Origin of the sequence: Bradyrhizobium sp. B124 (genome assembly GCF_038967635.1) — a bacterium.
In the GTDB taxonomy this organism is placed as follows: domain Bacteria; phylum Pseudomonadota; class Alphaproteobacteria; order Rhizobiales; family Xanthobacteraceae; genus Bradyrhizobium.
The window spans coordinates 4,041,446-4,054,997 of the sequence record NZ_CP152413.1 but is presented as its reverse complement, the minus strand read 5'-3'; the positions used below and the strand labels follow the sequence as shown (position 1 = coordinate 4,054,997).

The window sequence follows — 13,552 nt, the reverse complement described above, 5'->3', positions numbered from 1 at the left end:
GTCACCTCGCCACTCTCCGCCGGCCACCGGCGCGTCCGAGCAGCGGACGGAACGCGCTGACGATGGCGGCGGTGAACTCGGGATCGTTGATGTTGCGCTTGATGCGGATGATCTGCCGGTTGCCGGTCTGGCGCACGGTGCGCTCCAGCGCGCGGAACAGCGCCGCGTCGGCATCGGGGTCCCAGAACGGCTTGCCGGGCGCATCGAGCGCGGAGACGCCGCCTTCGGCCAGGAAGAAACGCACCGGCCCGTCCATCTGGTTGAGGCGCTCGCCGATCCAGCGGCCCATGCGCTCGTTCTCTTCCGGCGTGGTCCGCATCAAGGTGACCTGCGGATTGTGGACGTGGAATTTGCGCTGCCGGTAGCGCTCCGGAATCGTGTCGGGCGCGCCGAAGTTCACCATATCCAGCGCGCCGACCGAGCCGACATAGGGCACGCGGCTGCGGATGATGGCGCCGAAGCGATCGTCGGTCGCCGGGAACACGCCGCCCATCAGCAGGTCACAGACCTCGGTCGTGGTGAGGTCGATGACGCCGGCAAGCTCGCCGGACTCGACCAGCTTCTCCATCGATCGGCCGCCGACGCCGGTGGCGTGGAACACGAGGCACTCGAAATCCTCGCGCAGGTCGGCTGCGATCTTCTGCACGGCCTGAGTGGTGACGCCGAACATGGTAATGCCGATGGCCGGAGGATGAGCGCCGGTATCGCGTGGCTTGCCGGTCTGTTCCTCGAGCCGCGCCTTGACCATGCCGACCAGGGCATGGGCGCCGTTGCCGAGCACCGTGCGCGAGATCGAGTTGAGGCCCTGTACGTCGGTCACCGAATACATCATGGTGATGTCGGCGGGTCCGACATAGGGACCGACGTCGCCGGAGGCGACCGAGGAGATGATGAGCTTCGGTACGCCGATCGGAAGCGCGCGCATGCCCGGTGCGACCAGCGACGCGCCGCCCGAACCCCCGGCGGAAATAATGCCGGCGACATTGCCCTGGCGGCGCAGCCACCGCTCGAACGCGTCCGCCATCGCGGTTACCGAGGCGCCGCGATCGGTGCCGAACACGCCGGAGCCGCCGCGGCTGTGGTTGAGGGCAATCTCCTGCGCGGTGACGTCGCAGCTCGCCGCCTTGCCGCTGGTCGAAACGTCGACCAGCCGGGTGCGCAGGCCGCTGGCCGCGATGATATCGCGGATGAAGCGCAGCTCCGCACCCTTGGTGTCGAGCGTGCCGACGACCAGCACGACGGGAGGCCCCGATGTCCTCGACGTCGCCAGTTCGCGTCGCGTACGGGTTGCTTCCTCGAGACGCGTGACGGCGACGGACTGCGTCCGCGCGGCGGCCTCGATACGGGCGATCGGCACCGGTTGCGACCAGCGCGTCGGCAGCACGGGATTGGAGACGTAGATGCGAGCCGGACCCTTGCGTTCCGACTGCGGCGCGCCGGCCGCCTCAGCTTTTGCCGGCGCCGTCTCGGGATCAATCTCGTCAGCGCCGTGGGTGCCGACGCCGAGTAGCCGCTGCTGCAACTCGCGGTCGGTGGCGAGCCGCGCGGAGTCGATGATGCGATTGATCCGGCCATTGACCATGATGGCGACGTTGCGCGACACCGCCGTCGCGACGCCGATGTTCTGCTCGATGACCAGGATGGACATGTCGCCTTCGTCGCCGAGGCGTAGCAGCATCTCCTCGACTTGCCCGACGATGACAGGCGCGAGGCCCTCGGTCGGCTCGTCCATGATCAGGAGCTGCGGATTGGTGAGCAGTGCGCGCGAGATCGCGAGCATCTGCTGCTCGCCGCCGGAGAGCTGGTTGCCGCCGTTGTTCCTGCGTTCGGCGAGGCGCGGGAAGGTGTCATAGATGCGCTCGATGGTCCAAGCGCCGCGGCGCAGTCCGCCGGCGAGCGCAAGGTGTTCGTCGACCGTCAGCGAACGCCACAGTCGCCGGCCCTGCGGCACATAGCCGACGCCGAGCCGGGCGATGCGCGCCGGATTGAGCCGCGTGACTTCCTCGCCGCGTATCCGGATCGAGCCACTGCTGGCGCGCACCAGGCCCATGATGGCCTTGCACAGCGTGGTCTTGCCCATGCCGTTGCGGCCGACCACCGAGAACACGCCGGTATCGAGCGTAAGGTCGACGCCTTGCAGCGCGTGCGCATGGCCGTAATAGACGTCGAGGCCCTTCACCTCGAGTGCGGGCGCGGTGCGACGGTCATTCATGGCCGCCTCCGAGATAAAGCTCCTGCACCTCGGGATCGGACTCGATCTCGCGCGGCAGCCCTTCCTTGAAGATGCGGCCGTTGTGCATCATCGTCACGCTCTCGACGACGCGCAGCGCAACGTCCATGTCGTGCTCGATGATGATGTAGCCGATATGCGCAGGCAGCGAGGTCAGGATCTCGATCAGCTCGCGCCGCTCGGTCGGCGACAGTCCCGCCGCCGGCTCGTCGAACAGGATGAAGCGCGGCGCGCCGGCGAGGGCTAGTGCGATCTCGAGCTGGCGCTGCTGGCCATGCGCCAGCTCGGCGACGCGCTGCTCCTTGACGCCGGCAAGGTGCACGGCCTGCACCAGCGTTTCAGTCGCGTGCATCAGCGCATCGTTCTGCCCCGGGCGCAGCAACGAGAACCGGCCGCGGGAGACGCCGCGGCAGGCGAGATAGACGTTGTCCTGCACGGTGAGGCCGGGGAACAGCGCCGAGATCTGGTAGGTGCGGCGCAGTCCGCGGCGGATCCGCTCATAGGGCGGGAACTGGGTGATGTCCTCGCCGAAGAAGCGGATCGTGCCGGAGGAGGGCGGGAAGTCGCCGGTGATGCAGTTGAACAGCGTCGTCTTGCCGGCGCCGTTCGAGCCGAGCACCGCGCGCCGCTCGCCCGGACGCACGGTGATGGTGACGTCGGTCAGCGCCGCCAGCGCGCCGAACAGCCGGGTCACGCCGCGCAGCTCCAGGGCTGCGCCGGCGCCGACCACGGACAGTCGCTGCGCGACGCTATCCATGGCGGCCTCCGACCGAACGTTGTGTCGCGGATGCGCTGCGGCGCCGCCAGCGTTCCCAGAGGCCGATCACGCCGTCGGACGACCAGAACACGATGGCGAGGAAGCCGAGCCCGATCAGCAGCCGGAAGCGGTTGCCGTCGAGCCCGAACTTGATCAGCACGTCGAGCGCGAAGGTGCGCAGCAGCACGAAGATCAGCGCGCCGATGAACGGGCCGATCGGCCGGGTGATGCCGCCGACCACGGCGATGATCAGGACGTCGATGCAAGCGCCGACGCTGACTGAGCCCGGCGAGATCTGCCGGTAGTTCCAGACCTGCAACACGCCGCCGAGTGCCGCGATGAAGGCGGCGAAGGCGTAGGCGGCGATGCGGTGGGCATTGGGATTGAAGCCGAGCGCGGCCATGCGGCGGGGGTTGTCGCGGACGCCTTGCAGCGCGAGGCCGAACGGCGCGCGCGAGACATACTGGACGGCGAAGTAGCAGATCGCGGCGACGCCGAGCGTCACATAATAGAAGGCGATGTCGGCGCGCCAGTCGACGCCCCAGAAGTGCGGGGTCGCGACGGTGTTGATGCCGGTATGGCCGTTGAAGATCGCCCAGTTCTGGTTGGTGAAGTAGTAGAATGCCGCACCGATCGCGAGCGTGATCATGATGGTGTAGATGCCCTCGGTGCGCACCGCGAGCGCGCCGCCGAGCGTGCCGAACAGCGTCGCCAGCGCGAGCGCCATTGGCGTTGCGAGCCACCACGGCCAGCCGAGGCTGATATTGGCGTTGCCGCTCATGCCGAACACCGCGACCATGTAGCCGGCAAAGCCCGCGATCGTGAGCTGCATCAGGCTGACCATGCCGCCATAGCCGGCGAGGAACATCAGGCTCAGCGCGATGACGCCGAGGATCAGCGTGGTGGCGAAGATCTCGATCAGGAAGAAGCCGTTGGCGATCAGCGGCATGATCACGAGGATCAGCGCGACCAGCCAGGCCGCCGGGTTCTGGAATTCCGGCCAGGCGCGGATCAAGGCGCGGCGGGTCGCGTTGGCGGATGGGTCGGGGCGGAACTGGATGCTCTGGAGCAACGACATCTCATCGCCTCGCGAGCAGGCCCTGCGGCCGCAGCGCCAGCACCACGACCATGATCAGGAAGGTGACGACGATAGCGTAGGTCGGGATGTAGACCGAGCCGAGCTGCTCGGCGAGCCCGATGATGACGGCGCCGAGCGCAGCGCCCGGGATCGAGCCCATGCCGCCGACGATCACGACCACGAGCGAGGCGAGCAGGAAGCGGGTGTCCTCGCCCGGCGACAGCGACTGGAAGGTGCCGCCAACCACGCCGGCGATGCCGGCGAGCCCCGCGCCGAGCGCGAACACCAGCACGAACACCAGCTGGATCCGCACCCCGGTCGCGGCCAGGATGTCGCGGTCGTCGACCCCGGCGCGCACGATCATGCCGATCCGCGTACGGTTGAGCGCCAGCCACATTGCGACGCCGATCACGACGGACGCCGCGAAGATCACCAGCCGTACCAGCGGATATTGCAGATAGACCGGCTCGCCCGATGATTTGATTGCGGTGAGCAGCGGCAGCTGCACCGGCCCGATCAGCCAGCTCGGGGTCTGGACCTGGTAGAAGTCGCCGCCAAACACCCAGAGCATCAAATCCGCGAACACGATCGAGAGCCCGATCGTGACCATGGTCTGCCTGAGGTCCTGACCCTCCATGCGGCGGAACACGGCGAGCTGCAGGATCACGCCGACCAGCGCCGCCGCGATGAAAGCGACGATGAAGCTGAGGATCCATGATCCGGTCCAGGTGCTGATCGCGTAGCCGATATAGCCACCGAACAGATAGAGCGAGCCGTGGGCGAGGTTGACGTTGCGCATCAGGCCGAAGATCAGCGTGAAGCCGCTGGCCACCAGGAAATACAGCCCACCGAGCGTGACGCCGTTCAAGACGGCGTTGAGGAACACGCGCTTGCGGCCGATCGCGGCTTCCAGCCCCGGCGGCCAGATCGCGAACACCAGCCACAGCAGCACCGCGACCGCGATGATCACGATCAGCGCCCAGGCCGGATGGCGTTCGATGAACCTGGCCATCTCCGTCGCGTTCCCTCTGACGTCGCGACCGTCTGCCGGGCCGCGTGTCCAGTATCCTACCGAGGGCGAAAGCGGCGGATTTGATCGAGAGTATCTTTTATCGTCTGCTCTGGAACTCTTTCACGGCCGCAACACCTTGGCAGCGCGGCGATAGTCGGTCGGGGCCATGCCGACATTGGCGGCGAAGAAGCGGGTGAAACCGCTCTGCGAGGAGAAGCCGAGATCGAAGCCGATATCGGCGATCGGCGTTTCGGTCGCGACCAGCGCATCCAGCGCCTGCTCCATGATTAGCGTGTTCATGTAGAGGTGAGGGGTGACGCCGGTCTGGGTGCGGAACAGCCGGTAGAAATGCGGCCGCGACAACCCCGCTTCGCGCGCGATCGCATCGAGCTCGATCTCGGCGCCGGGGCTTTCCGACATCAGCTTGATCGATTTGCGGACCCGGAAATCGGTCACCGCGGCGGCGGCGCGCGCGTCCTGCGCCGCCTGCCAGCTCTCCTCGTAGCAGGAGTCGATCAGCTGCCGGAGCTCGCAGTCGAGGCTGCGCAGCGACGGCGCGCCGCACACCAGTGCTGCGGTGCGGCGGATCAGCCGGTCGAGCGCCTCCGTGCGCGGAAAGAAGGTGCGGCCGAACCGCAGGCCCTGCGCGCTCGCCGGCTGCGGCGCGAACCATTCGGCGTTGACATAGAGCACGAAGAAGATCGCGCCGTGGTCCATGTCGGTCGGCAGAAAATTGTGCGGTTCCCACGGGTTGACCGCAACCACGGTGTCGTCCTTGAGCAGCAGGCGCTGCTCGGAGACATCGATCTGCGCCGGCGTTCCGCCGACATGAAAGATCAGGTGCCCTTCGCGGTGCGCATGCACGTTGAAGGGACGGTTCAACTGATAGACCGTCGCGCGACCGAACCGGCCGTGGAAGACGGCAAGCGCCCTGCTCATGCCTCCCCTCCCGCGGGATGTTCTTGTCTTTTCGACAAGCGTTCATCATCCGCCCGCGGAAAGCAAGGGCGAGCAGGGCTGTTCATGCAACCGCGCGCTTCCGTCACGGCTGGCTTGCTCGCACCTGCAACAAATACGTCAGTACTTCTTGCACTCCGGGACCGTGCGGCTCGGCAGGCCGATCTTGGCGAACACCGCCGGATCGTAGCCCAGCGTCTGGTTGACGTTCGGGATCACCTTCACGACCTTGCTGAACAGCGCGCCCTTGCCGTCATCGACCACCTCGGTGACGAAATTGGTGCCGATCGCCTGGCGGTTGGCGTCGAGCTTGATCTTGCCATTCGGGGCGTCGATCTCGATCTTGGCCAGCGCGTCCTTCAGCTTGGCCTGGTTGTTGGAGAGATCGCCATTGACCTGCCGCAGCGCCAGGATCAGCGCCATGGTCGAGCCGTAATAGTTGGTGGCGAGCAGCGACGGGCTCGGGAAGCGTTTGCTCTCCGGGAACGAGTCCTGATAGGCCTTCACGAATTTCTGCCAGCCCGGATCCTCCCAGGTATCGGCCTGGCCGCTCGCGGCGATGGTGCCGATCAGCGCGTTCTTGGCGCTGCCCTTCGACGACAGGATGGTCTGGTCGATCATGATCGAGCCGCCCATCAGATGCGCCTTGCCGCCGGCCTGCTGATACTGGTTGAGGAAGTTGACGGCGTCGGCGCCGCCGAGGCCGAGATAGATCGCATCGACATCGTCAGGCAGCGCGGCGATGACAGAGGCGAAGTCCTTGGTGCCGAGCGGCACCCATTGCCGGTTGGTGACCTGGCCGCCGGCGCCGCAGAACTCCAGCACCAGGCCGAACACCTGGGTGTAGATGAACGAGTAATCCTCGCCGACCGTCGCGATCTTGCGATAGCCCTTGGTCTCATAGGCATATTTGCCGAGGCCGACCTGCCACTGCGCGCCGTCCATGTTGTAGCGGAAGAAGTTCGGCGCCGGATCGACGTAGGTCGTCTCCTGCGCGCCGGAGGCGGCGTTGACGAAGGTCAGCTCCGGATGGGTCTTGGCAAAATTCTTCACCGCGATGCCTTCGTCGCCGGACAGCGGCGACAGCAGGATCTGCACCTTGTCCTGCTCGATCAGCTTGCGCACCGCGCGCACCGCGGAGTCCGGCGTCGCATCGGTCGAGGCGACGACGAATTCGAGCTCCTTGTCGCCGATCTTCTTGCCGAGCACGTTGAGCGCGGTCTGGTGGCCGCGCATGCCGTCCTCGCCGAGCACCGTATAGGTGCCCTCGAGCGTCGCGGTGACGCCGACCTTGATCTTCTCCTGGGCGAACGCCGTGCCCGAAAGCAACAGGCTGCTCAACGCAATCAGTCCCAAACTGCCTTTCAACATCGCTCTCCTCCCTCTGTGTTGTCACCGGCGCCAACATGGCCTGACGAAGGCTGATTGGCGTCCGGTTGTTGCGGCAAAGCTAGCCGAAGGCAGGCGCGGCGCGGATGTCGTCGCAGCGGGGGTGCTTAACGGGCAGTCTCATTTTGATTGTTGCGCCGCAACGAGATTCGCGGCGGGACCGCATACACAATCGTCGTCTCGGCCTGCGCCGGGACGACACTGAATTTGTGCACGCGTCAATTGCGCATTCGGCGTCCACCGCATCTCACGCCGCGTTCGTGCGCCGCGAGGCCCGTAGCGCGGAGCGGCAACATGGTCCGGACATCGCCTGCGTTACGGCATGTGGTGGCCGGCGGCCTGTCCGCCGTCGACGTGGAGCACTTCTCCGGTCACGAAGCCTGCGCCATCGAGGTAGAGCACCGCGTCGACGATGTCGGAGATATCTCCCATCCTGCCAACAGGGTGAAGGGCTGCGAGCGCCTGATGCGCCTCCGCCGGGTGCATCGGGGTCTTGATGATCCCGGGCGACACCGCGTTGACGCGGATTCCGGTCCTTGCATATTCGATGGCGAGCGCGCGGGTTGCGGCGTTCAGGGCGCCCTTTGTCAGCGAAGCGAGGGCGGCGGGAACGCTGCTCATCGGCTGGTCGACGAGACTCGTCGTGATCGTGACGACGTGGCCGTGGCCCTGCTTGCTCATCAGCTCCAGCGCGCGCCGGGTCATGTGGAAGAAGCCGGTGACGTTGGTCGAGATGTAGCTGGCGTAGTCATCCTGCGTGTAGGCCGTGAAAGGTTTTGCCATGAAGATGCCGGCGTTGTTGACCAGCGTGTCGACGCGACCGAAGCGCTGCAGCGCCGCCTTGAACACCTGCTCTGCCGTATCGGCTGCACCGACGTCGCCCGCCACCGTGACGATATCGGCATCGGCGGCCGGCTTGATCGAGCGTGACGTCGCGACGACCCGGCAGTTGCGATCCCTGAAGGCCTGAACGAGGCCGGCTCCGATCCCCTGCGATGCGCCGGTGACGACTGCCACTTTCCGCTCTGTGCTCATGATTGCACTCCTTTTTCGCGCTACGCTGCGCCGCTTGCGGCGAGCGGGCTGTAGTCGCGGCTCTTGAACATCGCGTGCAGTTGCCGGCGCCGGATGCCGATATTGCCGCCGTCGAAGATCGGCAGCGCGAGCGCGTCCTGCAGCAGGCCGCCGAATGGCGCCTCATGATCGTAGCTGTCGATCCCGACCACCCGCATCAGATCGGTGATGACGCGCACGGCGGCCTCGGAGCCGAAGATCTTGGCCTGCACCGCCAGCTCTTCGGCCGCCGGCGACTGGGTGTCCAGTGCATGGCAGGCGCGCCAGCTGAGAGTGCGCGCCGCTTCGATCGTGGTCTTGGCATCGGCGAGCGCGTATCCGACCGCTTGATGCTCGATGATGGGGTGGACGCCGCCGCGCTTTTCGCTGCGGGCAAAATCCAGTGCGAACGCGAAGGCCGCCCGCATCAGCGCGACGCCGAAGATTCCGACCAGCGCCGCGGTGCCGGTGAACGCCGCCGCGGTCAGCGCCAGGCCGGCACCTTGCTGTCCGAGCAGATTGTGGTGGGGCGCCGCGACATTCTGAAAGCCAAACTGTGGGACGAGGTGGGCGCGATGACCGATGCTGTCGATCGCGCGTTCGAACACAAGGCCGGTCACTGGTCCTTGCACGGCAATGATCGAGATCGCCGCATCGGGTGCCGCTGCCGGATCGGTCCGGCACACGACGGTCAGAAGATCGGCGCCCTCGCGATTCCAGCCGGTGGCCGAGGACACCCATTTCTTGCGGCCGTTGATCAGCCAGTTGTCGCCCTCGCGCCGCGCGGTGGTGCGGACGCCCTCGCCGGGTGGCGGCGAGGCGGCGTTGGCGCTGCCGCCCGGCTCGCTCGAGCAGAAGGCGGCGAGCGGGGCGCCGCTGGTCTTCAGGAACGGCGCAAGCAGCCGCTGGCACTGCTCCGGCGTGCCGCCGAGCAGTAGCGGCAGCAGGCCGAGCACGCTGCCGAGCATCGTGAGGGTCACGCTGGGGTTCACGCTGTAGAATTCCTCGGCGAGGATCGCCATGTCGATCATGCCGGCATTGTCGCCGCCCGCCGGCGCCGGAATGCATTTGCGCAGATAGCCCGCCGCCACCATCGCCTCGTAGGTCGGCTTGGTCCCGAGAAAGCGCTGCTCGGGCGTCGCCAGCTTTTCGGCGGCCCTGGCATCGGCCAGCACCTCCCTCGCAAACTTACGGGAGGCGAGCTGCAGCTCGCGCTGCTGTGCCGTGAGCGTGAAATCGATCGCCATGCCAATGCCCTCCGTGTCGGCGGTTCGGGCTATGGCTATCGCGGTGTGGTCAGGAAATCTTGGACGGCAGTGCCCGATTTCTTGGCGCGGAGTGAACCAGCTCTCGTCGCGCTTCAGTGTGCGGCGGCGCGGCGGAACTCGCGCGGGGCGAGGCCATTGTGGCGCTTGAACAGGCGGTTGAAATGCGAGATGTCGCGGAAGCCCGCGGCAAAGGCGATCTCGGCAATGGTCTTGTGCGCTGAGGTGCGATCGAGCAGGGCGCGCGTGCACGCGGCGATCCGCTGCTCGTTGACGTGTTCGCCCACCGAGCGGCCGGTGCTCGCAAACAGGCGGTGCACGTAGCGCTCGGAGCAGCGGAATTTTGCGGCCAGCGCCGGCGCACCGAGCTCGGGGTCGTCGCTGTGCCGGGCGATATGGTCAAGCATCATCGACAGCAGCACCGGCGTATGCACGCGCTCCGCCGCCATGTCGGCGAGGATGTCGGGTGCGTGCGCGATCAGCTCGGCGATATGCGTGCCGAGCATCGCCGAGGTTGTTGGGAGGCGACCGCCGCTCAGGCAGAGCTCGGCGTAGCTCGCCAGCGTCCGCGAGAGCGCGCGACCGGTTTCGGTCGCAGACAGACCGAGCCGCGGGCGATCGAACAGCGTGTCCGGCAACAGGCGCCGCGGCACGGCAAAGCAGAACAGCTTGAAGTGATGCCGGTGGGCGATCTCGAACGGCTGCGTCGTATCGGCAACCGCGAGATCGCCGGGGGCGCTGATCTGCTCGTGGCCGCGCTGCGAGGTGCGTCCCAGCCCTTCGAGCTGGAGGTTGACGAAGCAAAGGTCGTCGGTGCTCGCAGCGATGTGCGAGGCGAGCCGGTGCACGATGTGCCCGCTCGCCGTGACCCGCGATATCTGCAGCGGCGCGGCGTCGACCTTGCAGATCGCGCCGGCAAACGACTCCTCGGCAATCCTGCGCGGCTCCAGTCGCACGAAGGCGGCTGCGAGGTCGTCGGCCCAACTGCCGAAGGGCTGATCCGGACGGGCCGGCCTGGTCGACCATTCCATGTGCGCCTCGAATAGACCGTCACTGCGAAGGGCCCAGCGGGGCGAACGATATCGCCGGCCAAACCGGCGGTCAAATTCCGCCGGCGGCCTGTTTTTCCTGCAAAGCATGGCGCGTGCATGCAGAGGACGACGGTCTCACTTCGTGGTGTAGCCGCCATTGACCAAAATGGTCTGGCCGGTCATCCACCAGCCGTCCGACACCAGCAGGCGAATCCAGGGCACGACATCCTTGATGTCGGTGAGACCGGTCTTCGAGAAACCGGACAGCGCCGCGGCCGATTTGTGATAGGCGACTGCGTCCGCGCCTTCGGCAGGATAGAAGAACGGCGTGTCCATCGGGCCGGGGCCGATCGCAGTCACCGAGATGCCGCGTGCGCCGAATTCTTTCGAGGCCGCGCGGGTGAAATGCTCGACCGGCGCCTTGGTGCCGGCATAGGCGGCATAGAACGGCGTGTAGGCGCCGAGCAGCGACGTCACCAGGGTGCAGATCTTGCCGTTGTCGTTCAGATGGCGGCCGGCTTCCTTGAGGAAGAAGAACGCGGACTTGGCGTTGACCGCGCTCATCGCGTCGTATTCGGCCTCCGAGATCTCGACCATCGGCTTCTTCAACACCTTGCCGACGGTGTTGATCGCGATGTCGGGACGGCCGATCGCAGCGACAGCATCAGTGAACAGCTTCTCCATCGCGCCCGAGGTCGTGAGGTTGGCCTGGAACGCGACCGCGTTGGCGCCAGCAGCCTTGATCGCGGCGACGGTCGCGTCGGCGTCGGCCTTGGTCGCGGCGCTGTTGTAGTGGATTGCGATCGCCTTCGCGCCGTGCGCCGCGAGATCGCGTGCGATCAGGCCGCCGAGGTTCTTGGCGCCGCCGGCGATGATGACGGTCTTTCCCTTGATGCTGTGGTCGGTCATGGCGTTCGCCTCTCCGGATCTCGCGGCCGCGCCGTGCGGCCGCTTTCTGGAGACAACGATATCGTCTAGGATTTGCCGATAAAGCTGTGCATTCTGACCTCACTTGTCAGAAATGGCGAACAATCGGGGCCCGATCTTGGACCGCATCGATCTCTTCCGCATCTTCGCCCGCGTCGTCGAGTGCGCGAGCTTTACGCGGGCGGCCGACACGCTCGGGCTGCCGCGCTCGTCGGTCTCGTCAGCGGTCGCGGAGCTGGAGCAGCGCATCGGCGCCCGGCTGCTGCACCGGACGACGCGAAAAGTGTCGCTCACGCATGATGGCGCGGCCTTCTACGAACGGTGCCTGCGCGTCGTCGCCGATGTCGAGGAGGCCGAGACCCTGTTCCGCCATGCCGCGGCCGAGCCGTCGGGTCGACTGAGGGTCGACGTGCCCGGGCGGATCGGACGCCTGATCATCGCGCCGGCGCTGCCTGCCTTCCTCGATCGCTATCCGCAGATTGACATCGATCTCGGCGTCACCGATCGCGCCATCAACCTGATCGCGGACTCCGCCGATTGCGTCGTGCGCGTCGGCGCGCTCGGCGATTCCGGTTTGATCGCGCGGCCGCTCGGCAATCTGACGCTGATCAACGTCGCGAGCGCGGGATATCTTGCGCGCCACGGCACCCCGCAGACGCCGGATGATCTCGCCACGCATTGGGCGGTCAACTACGCCTCGCCGTCCACCGGCCGCATCGAGGAGTGGGAATGGTGTGAGCAGGGCGCGTCGCGCACCATCGCGATGCGCGGCCGCGTCACCGTCAACAGCGCGGAAGCCTATATCGCGTGTTGCCTGGCCGGCCTCGGGCTGATCCAGATTCCCGCCTACGACGTGAAGCGGCATCTCGATGCCGGAGAGCTCGTTGAGGTGATGCCGCAGCATCGCGCGGCGCCGATGCCGATGACCTTGCTCTATCCGCACCGCCAGCATCTGTCGCGGCGGCTACAGGTGTTTGCCGATTGGCTGACGGCACTGCTGAAAGAGAAGCTGCTTGTCGCGGACTAGAACTTCAGCGTGATGCGGGCCCGAAAGCCGCAGCGCGTCATCGCCTGCTGTTGCCGGCGCGGGTCGAGGTCGTCCTTGTCGCGCGCTTCACCTCGGCCTTGGGCTGGAAAAACAGGCCGGGCATCACCGAAACCAGTCCGAAGGTCATTCCGAGGAATGCCAGGAACGTATCGAGATAATTGATCTCCATTTCAGTTGTCTCCATTCGGCTTGCACCGGGCCGCCCCGGTGCAATGCGTTCGTTGAACCTAGATATGGTCCGGTACATTGCTCGGTACAATAGAAACATTGATCTCGGAGCAATACTTTCAATGCTCCGCGTCTAGGCTGCAATCCGGGCCTTCTGAAGCGCCTCCGCGTGCCGCTGCTCGATGGCTTTGACGGAGTTTTCGAATGCCTTTTCCAGGACGCCTCTGCCGATCGACCCGAGCACGAGGCCGAGGAGCCATCCCTTGAGATTCTTGCCCTCGCGCACCACGACCACGTCAATGTCGGTCGTGCCATCGGACCGCCGCACGAAGTTGTAGGTATGGCCCGACTTGCCACCCCACACATTGGAGTCGGTCGTCGTCAGGACGACATGGTCGGGGTCGGACCAGTCGTAGTGCAAACGTTCCCAGATGCCGTTCGAGCCCTCGGTCACATCCGCCTGCGAAGGGCCGCGATCATGCATCTTGAGATACGCGTCGGCGCTGTTGCCGAACAGTTTGGAGCGGCCCGGCCCGAAGTCGGTGAGGCCGGCGACGTACTGCTCGGGCGTCAAGCTGGTCGTCCGATGAAGGTGGATCGTGGACATCTGTCGCTCCTGCACCTTTGATGGAAGGCT

General features: G+C 66.2%; 13 protein-coding genes. 1 reads left to right on the top strand and 12 read right to left on the bottom strand.

What is annotated here, in order from left to right; translation table 11 throughout:
• Position 1: 1 nt before the first annotated feature.
• From AAFG13_RS19490 to AAFG13_RS19445, 10 genes are all read right to left on the bottom strand, one after another.
• Positions 2-2,212: an ABC transporter permease gene (locus AAFG13_RS19490; RefSeq protein WP_342713029.1), complete on the bottom strand. Its 2,211-nt coding sequence runs from the start codon at positions 2,210-2,212 to the stop codon at positions 2-4.
• Positions 2,205-2,987: an ABC transporter ATP-binding protein gene (locus AAFG13_RS19485; protein WP_212315782.1), complete on the bottom strand. Its 783-nt coding sequence runs from the start codon at positions 2,985-2,987 to the stop codon at positions 2,205-2,207. The genes AAFG13_RS19490 and AAFG13_RS19485 overlap by 8 nt, the downstream gene beginning before the upstream one ends.
• Entirely contained in the window at positions 2,980-4,065 is a 1,086-nt protein-coding gene (locus tag AAFG13_RS19480) for a branched-chain amino acid ABC transporter permease (protein WP_342713028.1), read from the bottom strand. The genes AAFG13_RS19485 and AAFG13_RS19480 overlap by 8 nt, the downstream gene beginning before the upstream one ends.
• Position 4,066: 1 nt before the next feature.
• On the bottom strand, positions 4,067-5,077 hold the full coding sequence (locus tag AAFG13_RS19475; RefSeq protein WP_212315780.1) for a branched-chain amino acid ABC transporter permease: 1,011 nt from the start codon (positions 5,075-5,077) through the stop codon (positions 4,067-4,069).
• Positions 5,078-5,197: 120 nt separating this feature from the next.
• The gene (locus AAFG13_RS19470) at positions 5,198-6,016 is read right to left on the bottom strand and encodes an AraC family transcriptional regulator (protein WP_212315779.1); all 819 of its coding nucleotides are present in this window, start codon (positions 6,014-6,016) and stop codon (positions 5,198-5,200) included.
• 138 nt (positions 6,017-6,154) lie between these two features.
• Entirely contained in the window at positions 6,155-7,405 is a 1,251-nt protein-coding gene (locus AAFG13_RS19465) for an ABC transporter substrate-binding protein (protein WP_050401637.1), read from the bottom strand.
• A gap of 333 nt (positions 7,406-7,738) precedes the next feature.
• The gene (locus tag AAFG13_RS19460) at positions 7,739-8,458 is read right to left on the bottom strand and encodes an SDR family oxidoreductase (RefSeq protein ID WP_212315777.1); all 720 of its coding nucleotides are present in this window, start codon (positions 8,456-8,458) and stop codon (positions 7,739-7,741) included.
• Positions 8,459-8,478: 20 nt separating this feature from the next.
• Positions 8,479-9,723, bottom strand: a complete 1,245-nt coding sequence (locus AAFG13_RS19455) for an acyl-CoA dehydrogenase family protein (protein WP_342713027.1) — start codon at positions 9,721-9,723, stop codon at positions 8,479-8,481.
• 113 nt (positions 9,724-9,836) lie between these two features.
• Positions 9,837-10,772, bottom strand: coding sequence for a helix-turn-helix domain-containing protein (locus tag AAFG13_RS19450; protein ID WP_212315775.1), 936 nt, complete (start codon positions 10,770-10,772; stop codon positions 9,837-9,839).
• 135 nt (positions 10,773-10,907) lie between these two features.
• A complete protein-coding gene (locus tag AAFG13_RS19445) occupies positions 10,908-11,681 on the bottom strand; it encodes an SDR family oxidoreductase (RefSeq protein WP_342713026.1) in 774 nt (257 codons plus the stop codon).
• Positions 11,682-11,817: 136 nt separating this feature from the next.
• Here AAFG13_RS19445 and AAFG13_RS19440 point away from each other — a divergent pair, with 136 nt between their 5' ends.
• Complete coding sequence (locus tag AAFG13_RS19440; RefSeq protein WP_212315771.1) at positions 11,818-12,726, top strand: LysR family transcriptional regulator; 909 nt, start codon at positions 11,818-11,820, stop codon at positions 12,724-12,726.
• 37 nt (positions 12,727-12,763) lie between these two features.
• On the opposite strand, the gene AAFG13_RS19435 is transcribed toward AAFG13_RS19440, so the two are convergent.
• Both AAFG13_RS19435 and AAFG13_RS19430 read right to left on the bottom strand, forming a co-directional pair.
• The gene (locus AAFG13_RS19435) at positions 12,764-12,916 is read right to left on the bottom strand and encodes a hypothetical protein (RefSeq protein ID WP_212315769.1); all 153 of its coding nucleotides are present in this window, start codon (positions 12,914-12,916) and stop codon (positions 12,764-12,766) included.
• 132 nt (positions 12,917-13,048) lie between these two features.
• Positions 13,049-13,522 carry a hypothetical protein gene (locus AAFG13_RS19430; RefSeq protein WP_342713025.1) on the bottom strand — a complete coding sequence of 158 codons (474 nt, stop codon included), beginning with the start codon at positions 13,520-13,522 and terminating at the stop codon, positions 13,049-13,051.
• Positions 13,523-13,552 lie beyond the last annotated feature (30 nt).